Source organism: Nocardia sp. FBN12 (assembly GCF_050320175.1).
Classification (GTDB): Bacteria; Actinomycetota; Actinomycetes; order Mycobacteriales; family Mycobacteriaceae; genus Nocardia.
Genome location: NZ_CP190048.1, coordinates 1,340,203 through 1,352,700, shown reverse-complemented (window position 1 = coordinate 1,352,700; position 12,498 = coordinate 1,340,203). Strand labels below are relative to the sequence as shown.

Below are 12,498 nucleotides of genomic sequence, written 5' to 3'. Positions count from 1 at the left end.
TCCGACACAAACGCTGGTCGACGCTAGCCGCGGCCTGTCACAGCGGCATGAGCAACGCCCGCCGCGGCCCGTTCCCGCCGCTCGCGCGACGGCATCGCCAACGTCAGGCCGGCGAGAACGAAGGCGACCACAGCGATCGCACCCATCATCATGATGCTGCCGCCGAGGCTGTGCGAACGGAAGAACACCGTGGTCAACACCGCGAGGCCGACCGCGTTCCCGACCTGCTCGACGGTCGGCAACACACCCGAGGCCTCCGCCATCCGATCGGCGTCCAACCCGGACAGCATCATCGGTTGCAGTTGCACACCGAAGACCCCGACCCCGAATCCGGCCGCGAACACCGGTCCCGCGCAAAGCAGCGCGCTCGCCACCCCGTCAACCAGGTGCAGGTACACCCCACCCGCGCCGATACATCCGCCGAACAGCGCGATCCCGGCAGCCAGCGCCCGGATATCCCAGCGGGGAACCAGAATCAGCGAACCGATGGCGCCCGCGCCGGCGCCAAGCGCGAACAGGGTCATCACCATGCCGGTGCGCAGCGGCGAATAGCCGAGCACATCCTGCATGGTGATCGAGGCGGCGAACACGAACGCGGTGAACAGTCCGAAGAAGGCGCCGACCAGCACCGAACCGATCCGGAAACCGTGGTTGCCGAACAGGTCGAGGCGCACGAGCGGGTTGTCGCCACGCGCGGTCCGGCCGCGCTGGTGCGCGAGGAACACCCCGATCAGGACGAGCCCGGCGCCGGTGACGGCGACGAGGTCGAGCCGCCACCCGTACTGCTGGATCTGCGCAATCCCGGCGATCAGGGCGAACAGGCCGACCCCGGACAGCGCGGCACCGACCAGGTCGAGTCGATGGCGACCTTCCGGACGTGCGCGGTCAAGGAACTTCCAGGCCAGCGCGAACGCGAACAGCCCGATCGGCAGATTGATCAAGAAGACCGACCGCCACCCCCACCCACCGATGTCGATGGTGAGCAGTACGCCGCCGACAATCGGCCCGAGCATCCCGGCGAACCCGGCCACTCCCCCGTACAGCGCGAACACCAACGGATGCCGTGCACGCGGAAAACCGGCCGTGAGAATCGCGATCGTCTGGGCTGCCATACCGGCCCCCGCCGCCCCTTGAACAACCCGGGCGATCACCAATTCGGTCGCGCCGCCGGCCAACCCGCACCACACCGAGGCGGCGGTGAAGGCCGCCACCGACACCAGGAACATCTGCCGCCGACCGACCATCGCGCCGATCCGCGCGGCGGTGAGCAGGGTGCACGCGAATGCGAGCGCATAGCCCGAAATCACCAGCAGCTGAGCCGATCTCGACGCACCGAGGTCGGCGGTCAGATTCGGCAGCGCGGTATTCACGATCGTCACATCGATCATCTGCATGAACACCGCGATCAGGCACGCACCGAAGGCCAGCCACGCACCGAGCTCGGGCACCGCCACCTTCGCGGCCCCGGCGTGGTCGCTCATGACACGAGCTCCATCGTCGCGCGCGGGGCCGACATCGACATCTGGGTCGGGAAATTCAGCTGCACCATTCGATGCGGTGCCGCCACCTCGAACAGCGCGATGAACGGCGGCACGACAGAGCCGACCATCTTGTCCAGCATGCCGTTCACCTGGTCGAAGCCGGGCCGCAACCGCACCTGCCAGCACGGGAAGACCCCGGCGGGTCCCGCGAAGACGACCTGTTTCTCCACCCGGACGAGCAGTGGCCAGTGCACCGCCGACGCGAGCCACACATCGACCGATTCGACCAGCCCCTCGGCGAATTCCAGTCCACGCAGCATCGTCAGACCCCCGGCGATCGGCATCACATTCGGGGGGAACGGCCCGGGCAGGCCACCGAACTGCAGATGCACGGTGTCGACGAAATTCACCTCCTCACGCGACACCACCGTCGAGCCCGACCGGGTCTGCGCGCGATAGGTTTCCGCGTGCAGTCGCCCCTCGATGCGCCCGATGCGCTGCTCGACGGTCATGACCAGTTCACGGTCGCTGTTGCCCTCAGGACTCGCCTCGAGTGTCGTGCGATACCCGCCCCGGTCGTGCACGACGACATGGCAGACCTCGAAGCCGCCCGGCTCACCGGCGATGCCGACGTGGTAGCGCGATTTCTCGCCGTCGGGAATGCCCGGGTCACGAAAGATGGTCGGTACGAACTCTTCTCGGATCATGGGTGCTCCGCGGCGCTGTCGATGATGGCTCCGAATACGGATTTCATGGTGTCCAGGTAGCGACCCACCGACTCCTGCGCGATCGCGGTATCGGGGAAGATGACGCTCAGCGAGGTCCGGCCAGGCAGCCGGTTGATCCAGATGAGCGCCTCCTCCGAGGCGGCGCGGTTGGCGAACACGCCGGCGTTCATGCTGTCGAACAGTTCGTTGCCGAGGAAGTCCCTCGCGTCGATGAACGAGATCATCGGGGTGACCCAGCCCGGTTCGACCTTGATCTCGGAATCCGCGGGCAGGAGGTCGAGAACGCGGTGAAAAGAGGTGCCTGCCAACAGCAGTCCGCTGTCGTAGGCGCGCTGGGCGGTCTTGAGCGCACGGGCGATCGTGGTGCGGTCGCTGAGCGGGAAGGCGACCGGAACCAGCGTCACGTACCAGCCCACCGAATTGTTCTCGGCCGCGGAGGTTCTCGTGCTGACCGGAGTCATCCCGAAGTAGTAGTCCGAGCCGACGAGTTCGCGTTCGGCCAACGCGGCCGCCGCGAACACACCGCCGGCGAAATCGGCGCCGTTGGCCCGGCACACTTCTTCGAATCGGCCGGCCTGCTCGTCGTCGAGCAGCACGATGGCGCGGTGCGCGCTGCGGTGATAGCCGTCGGTCTTCGCGCCCAAGTCCAGCGGGAAGCTCGGCAGCTTGTTGTCGTTGCCGCCCAGCAGGGCGAGCCACTTCTTCACGCCCGGCGAGCTCAGGCTCTGCTGATCGCTGAAGAACCGTTCGTTGCGGCAGTAGTCGAGGTAGCTCGCCGCGGGGGCGAGCGGTTCGGCCTCGTCCCACAGTTCGGCGGCGTAGAGCTGGGCGAAGTCGGCCGCCGACAGGTACTGCCCGAGGCCGTCGGTGTGCAGATGGTCGACGGCCAGGTACACGGTGGTGGAATCTTCGTGCTCGATGGTGCCGAAGGTGAAGCAATCCCAGTGGAACGGGCCGGGCGTGGTCTTCTCGACGTGCCGGCAGATCGCCTCTGGGTCGTCGACGAAACCGTAGTCGACCGGGACGAACTCGACATCGGCCTCGGGCACCAGGTGACGGCGCACCGTGCCACCGTGTTCGACAGCGAACCAGGTGCGAAAGGTGTCGTGGCGCATCAGGAAGGCGTGGATCACGCGGGTGATCGCATCGCGGTCGAGGTCACCGGTGGGGATCTCGGCGGTGACCAGGCACAGCCCCGAGAACCGGAAGTCCGCCTCGGCGTGCCGGTCGGCCAGGCGCAGGTATTGCTCCTGCTGTAACGACGGCGGTGCCGGGTGGGCGGGCGCCCGCGCCGCCCGCGCGACCGAGTCCGCCGAGGCGAACCAGGTCACGAGCCGGCCGGGTGTCGGCCGCCATTCGTCGATCAAGCCGAAGTCGACCATCAGTGCGATCCCGCCATCGAGGCCGCCACCGGTTGATCGACAGTCCACTGTTCGGGCACCACCGCCTCCTGCGGCGCGGTGTCACCCGAAGCTGACGGAAGTGGCGGTGTGACAGCGGGTTCGGACGCCAGAATCAGTTCCGCGACCTTTGGTCCGGCCTGTTCCAGACTGAACGAGCGGCCCATCTGCATCGACATCAGGTCGATGCCGAGTGTCTTGGTGACCCGGGCGCCCAATTCGACGGCCATCAACGAGTCCAGCCCCAGTTCCGGTACCGGCACCGTCATATCGATCGACTCGACCGGAACCCCCATCACCACGGCGAGTTCGTCGGCCATCTTGCGGGCGATGGCGGGCCCACGCTTGGCTTCCTCCATCGCGGCCAATTCCGCACGGAGCCTGGCCAGTTCGGAGGTGTCCTTCGCCGACGACCGCGCCAGCGCGGCGGTGCGGCCGGTGCGCACCAACTGCGGGAAGGTTCCGGTGAGTTTCGCCCAATCGGTGGGGATGATCGCCGCGTTCGTCGCGCCGAGACACAAGGTCTGTTCGAGGTAGGCGGTGGCGTCGGCCATGTCGATCGGACCGAATCCGACCAGGTCCAAGTATTTTTCGGCGGTTTCGTCCGAAGCCATGCCGCCCGAGGCACCCGAGAGGTGGCCCCAGCCGACACACAGCGCGCGCTCACCGTCCGCGGCCCACCGCCGTGCCAGAGCTTCGACGGCGACATTGGCGGCGCAGTAGTTGTACTGACCGTAGATCCCATACATCGAGCCGCCCGAGGAGCACAGCACGAACATGTCAAGGGCGATGCCCGCGTCGGCGACCGCCTGGTGGATCGCCTGCGCACCATGGACTTTCGGGCGATAGACGCGGTCGAGTTCACCGAACTCCATCTTGGCGAGCCGGTTGTCGGCCACCGCGCCGGCGGCGTGGAAGACCCCGCGCAGCGGGTGTTCGTCGCGATGCGCGCGCGCCACGATCGCGGCGACGGCGTCGGCGTCGGTGACGTCGGCCTGTTCCTCGATCACCTCGATACCGAGTGCCCGCCAGGCCTCGAGCTGGCGCCGCGCGGTCTCGGTGGCCGCCCCGCCACGCCCGACCAGCACCAGCCTGCGCGCGCCACGCAACGCCAGCCAACGCCCGATCGCCAATCCGAAGCCGCCGAACCCGCCGGTGACGAGATAGCTTGCGGTGCCATCGATATCGAGTGCGGGCAGGTAAGGCCGGACGGGTGGCTGTGGGTCGTCCATCCGCAGAGCGACTCGACCCACCCGCGAGGACCGCAGTGTCTCCTCGAACGCCTTGCTCACCTCGTGCGTCTCGAACATCTGGTAGGGCAACGGGGTGTAGGTGCCTTCGGTGACCTTCTCGAACACTCGTTCCAGCAGGCGCGACAGTCGCTGCGGGCGCACCGCGACCAAGCGGTCGAGGTCCATCGAGTAGTAGGCGAGATTCTTGTCGAAGTTGGCCAGTTCCAGCAGACCACCGGTGTAGATATCGGCCTTGCCGACTTCGACGATGCGACCGAATTCGGCGGCGGCATTGAAGTTCTGACGCAGGATCTCGCCAGGGGCGCTGCTGATGATCACATCGGCACCGGCGCCGCCGGTCAAGGCGAGCACGTCGTCGACGAAGTTGAGCGAGCGCGAGTTCACCGCGTAGTCCGCGCCCATCGCGAGCACGTGCTCGCGTCGTTCCGGCGAGCTGGCGGTACCGATGATGCGTGCGCCGATCGCTTTGGCCACCTGGATCGCCGCGGTTCCGACACCGCCCGCGGCGCCGTGGATCAGCACGGTCTCGCCCGGTTCGAGCCGGGCCAGGTCGTGCAGGGCATACTCGGCCGTGCCGAAGGCGATGGTGCTGGTGCAGTAGCCGGGATCGGTGTCGGCGGGCACGATCACCGCCAGCGCCCGATCGACGACGGCGAACCGGCGCATCATCCCCTTGGATGCCACCGCGACCTTGTCCCCGATCGCGACATCGGTGACATCGGCACCGACCCGCACCACGGTGCCGATGCCCTCCATGCCGGGCACCGTCCCGAAATACGTCGGCGCCAGTTCGCGTTCGCCGAGCAGGCCGATGACCTTGAGCGGGTCCTTGTAGTTCAGTCCGATCACGGCCATCGCGACCTCGACTTCCCCCGCTGCGGGTTGTGGGCGCGGGCACTCCCGCCACGCCACCTGCGACAGCAGCCGGGTCCGCGGCATATCCAGCTCGAAGTTCGCCTCGGGGTCGGCCAGCGGGTGCGAGGTTTCCAGTTCTTCGATGCGCTCCGGCAGCGGTTTCGTCACCACCGGCGCCCAGCGCAGGCCCTCGCGCAGCAGGACCTCGTCGGCGTTGTCGAGCGAAAAAGCGCCCGGCACACCGAGTTCGGTGACCAGATCGGCGATCGACGTGCTCGGCTCGGTGTCGACGAGCCGCCAGCGCAGCGGGGTCTGCTCGTTGAGCAGCACCCGGCGAGCACCGGCGAGCGCGGCCTGGCGCGGGTCGGGCGCGACCTCGGCGCCGGGCGCGGTGAAGGCGGATTCGGTGACCAGGGTGGCATGGACAGCGCCGTCACCGAAGTGGATCTGCGGTGCGGCGCCTTCCACAGTCGGGGTCACGTATTCCGACACCGCGACCGCGATGCGCTTGAGCGTCCACAGGTCGGCGACGTCGTCGGTACCGGCGCCGACCACCACGCAGACGTGCAACCGCTGTGTCCCTTCGGCTTTCGCCGCCGTCAGGTTCGCGACCAGATCCGCTTCCAACGAGTCCCCGACCGGGTCGGCGAAATACACCCGCGCACCCGGAATCGCGGCGGCGAGCGCACCGGTCCGCGCGCTGCCACCGAGCGCGACCATCACCGTGGACACCGATCCGGCCTCGGCGAGCGCCACGGGGTCGAGGGGATCGCACTGTTCCATCGTTTCGGTGTAGTAGAAATCGGCCATCCGGTGCAGGGGGTCGTCGCCGGGTTTGAGCGCGCCGATCTGCAATCCGGTCAAGCGCGCGACCAGCTTTCGGTCCTGGTCGAGCAGATCGACATCGGCGCGCAGGCGCGCGTTGGGATCGCGACGGGCGACCACGGTGATCGCGGCAGGCAGGTCGGCGAGCAGACGCACGGCGCTCACCCCGACAGGCACCATGACGCCCTCGTTGATCCGTTCGTCGGTGAAAAGCATGGCCGCGCACTGCATCGCGGCATCGACCACGGCCGGGTGCGCCAGGTGCCGGGAGTTCGCGGCGATGCTGCCGTCGACCGTAGCGAGCACCACATCGCGTCCTACCCGGACCGAGGTCACCCGCTGGAACGACGGACCGTACTGCAGGCCGGCCGATGCCAAGCCCGCGTAGAACATCGCGGGGTCGACCTCGACACCCACCTCGATGACCGGCAGCTCGACCTGCGTCTGCTCGTGGCTCCCGGTCAAGGTGCGACCCGTCGAGTGCACCGTCCACGCGGTACCGGTGGCGCTGCGCGATCTGATCAGGAAGCGACCGCTGGCCTCCTCGACACTCATCGCGACCAGTGGCACATCAGGGGCACCCATGATCAGCGGTGCGACGAACCGAACACCTTCCAGCGCAACCTGTTTACTTCCGATCCGCTGCGCGGTCGCACTCAATGCCGCATCCAGGTACGCCGCACCCGGCATGATCTTGACACCGTTGACGACGTGATCCGCCAGCCACGGCAGCAGTTCGGTCCCCACCTGCAACAACCACTCCGGACGACCCTCCACATCGGGATCGCCGAGCATCGCGTAACCGTCGGGCGTGCCGAGGCGGGCCTGTTCGAACAGGGGCAGCGCCGAGTGCAGGCGGGTGCGCTGCCAGGGATAGCGCGGCAGCGGCACGTGCGCGGTGGCGCCGCGCTCGGCCGGGAACAGCAGTTCACGGTCGAGGACACCGGCGGCGTGCAGCCCGATCAGGGTGCGCCGGACGCTGTGCGAATCGGACTGCTCACGGTCCAGAGTGGGCACGGTGGTCCCGTGCACATCCGCGTCGACCAGCGCCTCGCGGATATTGCCCGACAGCACCGGGTGCGGGCCGACCTCGAGGAAGATCCGGCTACCCGCGGCGATCAGGCTGCCGATCGCGGCGAAGAACCGCACGGGCTGACGGACATTGGACCACCAGTACTCGGCGTTCCAATCGCCTTCGGTGACGAGTTCCCCGGTCACCGAGGAGTACAGCGGCACCACCGGCGGCTTCGGCGCCAGATCCGCCAGCGCCGTGCGCAGTTCGTCGCGGATCGGGTCCATCAGCCGACTGTGATACGGCACTTCGACTCGGAGCCGGCGCGCGAATATGCCGTCCTCCGTGAGCTTTTCGGCGATCTCGTCGAGCCGGTCGACGTCGCCGGACAGGGTCGAGGAGGTGGGGCTGTTGATGGCGGCGATGTCGACGCGGGGGTCGTCGGCGATGAGCGCGTCGGCCTGCTCCCTGGTCATCGCGACGGCGAGCATCCCGCCGGTTCCCGCGGTGGTGGCCTGCAGGCGCGCCCGGTGATAAGCCACGCGCACCGCCTCGCGCAGGGACAACATGCCGCTGACATACGCGGCCGACACCTCACCCACGCTGTGCCCGACGATGGCCGCGGGGACGATGCCGTATTCGGCCAGCTCGCGCACAAGGCCCACTTGGACAAGGAAATTGGCAGGCTGGGCGACCTCGGTACTGGTGACCCGTGACTCGTCCTCTGGCTTGCGCAATTCCTCGATGATCGACCAGCCCGCGATCGCGCGGAACTGCGCGTCGATCTCCTCGGCGGTGTCGGCGAACGCGCCCCCGGCCGCGAGCAGCCCGCGCGCCATCTGCCAGTGCTGTGGTCCCATCCCCGAGAACACGAAGACCGGCTCCGCGGCACCGGAGGAGACCGTGCGGCCGGCGTCGCGGCCGGTGCCCGACGCGTATTCGTGCAGCTCACGAACCACCTCGTCGGCGGAGCCGTCCAGCAGCACACCGGTACGGAACGGGTGGTGCGCCATCCGGGTCCACGCCGCTTCGGCCAGCCGATCCGGGTCGGCCCCCGCGGTGATCAGCTCGGCGAACCGGCCCGCCAGCGCACGCGCGGCACCGGTGCTGCGGGCGGAGATGGGCAGGATGCCGAGGTGGCGGGCCGGTGCGGTCGACAATGCGGGCGCCCGGAACTCCTGCAGGATCGCGTGGGCGTTGGTCCCGCCGTAGCCGAATCCGTTGACCGCCACCGACATCGGCACGCCGTCGGCGGGCAGCGGCCGCGCCTCGGTCTGGACGTGCAGGCCGAGCTCGTCGAACGGGATGTCGGGGTTCGGATTGTCGAGCCAGCCCTGCGGCGGCACCGTGCGATGCCGCAGCGCCAGCGCGGCCTTGATCACGCTGGCCACACCCGCGGCGGCTTCGGTATGGCCGATCGTCGCCTTCACCGAGCCGACGCCGATAGTGCCGGTGCGCCCGGATGGGGAGCCGAAAACCCTGCCGAGCGCGCGCAATTCGACCGGATCGCCGACCAGCGTTCCGGTGCCGTGCGCCTCCAGGTAGGTGATCTCGCCGGGAGCGAGGCCAGAGCGCTCACACACCGTGCGCGCCAACGCCTCCTGCGAGTCGACATTGGGCACGGTGATCGCGGTCGTGCGGCCGTCCTGGTTCGACCCCGTCGCCTTGATCACCGCGTAGACGCGATCACCGTCGCGCACAGCGTCGTCGAGCTTCTTCAGCACCACCATCCCGGCGCCTTCACCGCGGCCGTAGCCGTCGGCCGAGGCGTCGAAGGACTTGCAGCGACCGTCCGTGGCCAGGAACCCGCCCTTGCACATGAGGACGAAGGTTTCCGGCTGCAGCATCACGTTGACGCCGCCGGCCACGGCCACCCGGCAGTCGTCGTTGTCGAGAGCCTGGCAGGCCAGGTGCAGCGCGACCAGCGACGACGAGCAGGCGGTATCGACCGTGATCGCCGGGCCGACCAGGTTCAGCGCGTAGGCGATGCGATTGGACAGCATCGTGTACGAGGCACTGGCCGGGGTGTGCATATCGGTATGGAACAGCGCGGGGCCGACCACACCGATGACCGATTGGTCGACGACGAAGCCGCCCACGTAGACGCCGATCTGCGCGCCTGCCGAGCGCCCCGCGATCCCGGCGTCGTCGAGGGCCTCCCAGGTGACCTCGAGCATCAGCCGCTGCTGCGGGTCGAGCACCGTCGCCTCACGCGGCGAGATCCCGAAGAAGTCGGGATCGAATGCCCACGGATCACCGGTCATGAAGGCACCGTGTTTGGTGTAGCTGCGCCCCGGCGTCCGCGGCTCCGGGTCGTAGTAGCGACGCCAATCCCAGCGATCGGCGGGCATCTCGACGACACCGTCGCGCTTGTCGACGATAAAGTCCCAGAACGATTCCGGGGAATCGATTCCGCCCGCGAACCGACATCCGATTCCGACAATGGCAATATCCGACACGCGATTTCCTCCGGTTCGACCGGCCTGTGGCATTTGACCGTTGGTGTCAACGTAGAAGCCCGCCGCCGTCGCGATCGTGACGATTACCGACGTCTGGAATTTCGGACGGGTGATAGCGAGGTCCGCTGTGATCGGACCCATATCGCGAAGTTATGGCTCACAACAGTATTCCGAGAAGCATTGTGACCGACCGCAACATTGCGCGGTAGCGACCGAAAAGACCACCGACTCCTGACAAGTTCGACCCATCGCGAGCAGTTGGGAGGCGAATGTGTTCGCCGAGTTGAACCAGTGGGCAGACACCGTCGTGCGGCGGCGATATCTGGTGATCATGGTGATGGTGACCGGATTGCTGGCGCTCGGCGCCTACGGACTCGGCCTCGGTGCGGATCTGAGTGCGAAGGGGTTCGACGATCCGTCGTCGGAATCGGTGCGCGCGGCGCACGTGCGCGACAACGCGTTCGGCCGCGACCACAGCAGTGATGTGATCCTGCTGGTCCGGGCACCCGAGGGCACCACCATCGACGATCCGGCGTTCGCCGGGACCGTCGTGGCGGGCCTGAACAGCCTGCCCCAGCGGTTCCCGGACCAGATCGACCGCGTCAACGGCGCGTACTGGCCGACCGATACCGGCGTGGCGCTTCCTGATGTCTTCGGCTCGCCCGCGAAGGATTACGCGTTCGCCTCGGTCGCGATCAGCGGCCTCGATCCCACCGAACAGGGCCGCAACTACCGCGAGATCGCCGAGGAGTTCGTGATCCCCGGCGTCGAGGTCGAGCTCGCGGGCGGGCAACCGGTGGCACTCGCGTTGAACGACACCATGGTTCAGGATCAGCGGCGGGTGGAGCTGTTCGCCGTTCCCGCTGTCGCGGTGCTGCTGTTCTTCCTGTTCGGTGGCGTCGTCGCCGCGGCGCTACCGCTGATCGTCGGCGGGCTCACCATGCTCGGCGCGTGGGGGCTGTTGCGCTGTCTCACCGCGGTTACCGAGGTGAACTCCTTTGTCTCGCCCGTGGTTTCGATGATCGGGCTCGGCCTGGCGATCGACTACGGACTGTTCGTGCTCAGCCGATTCCGCGAGGAACTCGCCGACGGCCGCACGGTCGAGGACGCGGTCCGGCGTTCGGTGACCACGGCGGGACGCACGGTGTTGTTCTCGGCCTTGATCGTCGTGGTCGCGGCGGCCGGGATTCTCGTGTTCCCGCAGGGCTTCCTGCGATCGTTCGCCTACGGCGCCATGATCACCGTCTCGCTGGCCGCGCTCACCTCGATCACCCTGCTGCCCGCGATGCTGGCGGTGCTGGGCAGGCGAGTCGACTGGCTCGGCGTCGACTGGTTCCGCGCACCGGTCGCGAATGTGCCCGGCAACAGATGGGGCCGGTTCGCCGCAGCGGTCATGAAACGTCCGCTGGCGGTGGCGATTCCGATCTGTCTCGGATTGCTGCTGCTCATCCTCCCGATCCAGCATCTTGCCTTCGGCTCCATCAACGAACGCTTCCTCCCGCCCGACCATCCGACGCGCCTGGCCCAGCAGCATTTCGACGAGCTGTTCCCGCTACGCCAGATCGACCCGATCGACCTGGTCATCGTCACTTTCGACCCCGAAACCGCCGATACCGTCCGCGCCGACGCCAACCACGCCCCCGGCCTGGCCGCGCCGTTCGCCGAACCGATGCAGTCGCCGTTCCAGCCCCAGGTCCTCACCACCCAGTCCGTGCTCGCCGGGTCCGGCGACGCCGAGGCGACCATCGACTATCTGCGGTCGATGCCGCTGCCGCCGGGCACGACACTGATGGTCGGCGGGCAGCCCGCCGTGGAGAAGGACAGCATCGACGCCCTGGTCGAGCGGATGCCGCTGATGATCCTGTTCGTCTTCCTGGCCAGCACACTGCTGATGGCGCTGACATTCGGCTCGCTGGTGCTGCCACTCAAGGCCGCCGTGCTGAACCTGCTCGGCCTCGGTGCCACGCTGGGTGTGCTCACCTGGGTGTTCATCGACGGGCACGGCGCGGGGTTGTTCGGCTTCACCCCGCAACCGATCATGTCGCTGGTCCTGGTGGTGATCGTGTCGGTGGTCTACGGGCTGTCGACCGATTACGAGGTCTTCCTGCTGTCGCGCGTCGTCGAAGCCAGGGCCGCGGGTGCTTCCACCACCGAGGCGGTGCAGGCGGGGATCGCCCGCACCGGCCGCATCATCACCGCGGCCGCACTGATCCTGCTGGTGGTCACCGGCGCGTTCGCGCTGTCGGATCTGCTGATGATGCAGTACATCGCCTTCGGCATGGTCACCGCGCTGTTCATCGACGCCACCATCCTGCGGATGCTGCTGGTGCCTGCGTCCATGCGGCTGCTCGGGGACGCCTGCTGGTGGGCGCCCGCGTGGTTGAAACGCCTGCAGCCCGCACCGGAACACGAAATCCCCTCCCCCTCGACACCTTCCGGAGCTGCTCCGACGCCAGTCCGCGGCGACCGGGACTGAACCTGCGGA

5 protein-coding genes are annotated in these 12,498 nt (G+C 68.0%); 1 reads left to right on the top strand and 4 read right to left on the bottom strand.

Annotated features, from left to right (window positions below):
- Positions 1-23: 23 nt before the first annotated feature.
- Genes ACQHI0_RS06685 through ACQHI0_RS06670 form a run of 4 tightly spaced genes read right to left on the bottom strand, consistent with a single transcriptional unit; the run spans position 24 to position 10,013 of the window.
- Positions 24-1,481, bottom strand: a complete 1,458-nt coding sequence (locus ACQHI0_RS06685; RefSeq protein WP_427907047.1) for an MFS transporter — start codon at positions 1,479-1,481, stop codon at positions 24-26.
- Entirely contained in the window at positions 1,478-2,188 is a 711-nt protein-coding gene (locus ACQHI0_RS06680; protein WP_427907046.1) for a hypothetical protein, read from the bottom strand. The genes ACQHI0_RS06685 and ACQHI0_RS06680 overlap by 4 nt, the downstream gene beginning before the upstream one ends.
- Entirely contained in the window at positions 2,185-3,591 is a 1,407-nt protein-coding gene (locus tag ACQHI0_RS06675) for a condensation domain-containing protein (protein ID WP_427907045.1), read from the bottom strand. The genes ACQHI0_RS06680 and ACQHI0_RS06675 overlap by 4 nt, the downstream gene beginning before the upstream one ends.
- Positions 3,591-10,013 carry a type I polyketide synthase gene (locus ACQHI0_RS06670; protein ID WP_427907044.1) on the bottom strand — a complete coding sequence of 2,141 codons (6,423 nt, stop codon included), beginning with the start codon at positions 10,011-10,013 and terminating at the stop codon, positions 3,591-3,593. Before ACQHI0_RS06670 ends, ACQHI0_RS06675 begins: the two co-directional genes overlap by 1 nt.
- A gap of 271 nt (positions 10,014-10,284) precedes the next feature.
- Between ACQHI0_RS06670 and ACQHI0_RS06665 the strand changes: the two genes are divergently transcribed.
- The gene (locus ACQHI0_RS06665; RefSeq protein WP_427907043.1) at positions 10,285-12,489 is read left to right on the top strand and encodes an MMPL family transporter; all 2,205 of its coding nucleotides are present in this window, start codon (positions 10,285-10,287) and stop codon (positions 12,487-12,489) included.
- The last annotated feature ends 9 nt before the right edge of the window (positions 12,490-12,498 follow it).

Bases quoted from the DNA above. Each gene is read 5' to 3' on its own strand.
- ACQHI0_RS06685 (WP_427907047.1), bottom strand. From the start codon at position 1,481: ATGAGCGACCACGCCGGGGCCGCGAAGGTGGCGGTGCCCGAGCTCGGT.
- ACQHI0_RS06680 (WP_427907046.1), bottom strand. From the start codon at position 2,188: ATGATCCGAGAAGAGTTCGTACCGACCATCTTTCGTGACCCGGGCATT.
- ACQHI0_RS06675 (WP_427907045.1), bottom strand. From the start codon at position 3,591: ATGGTCGACTTCGGCTTGATCGACGAATGGCGGCCGACACCCGGCCGG.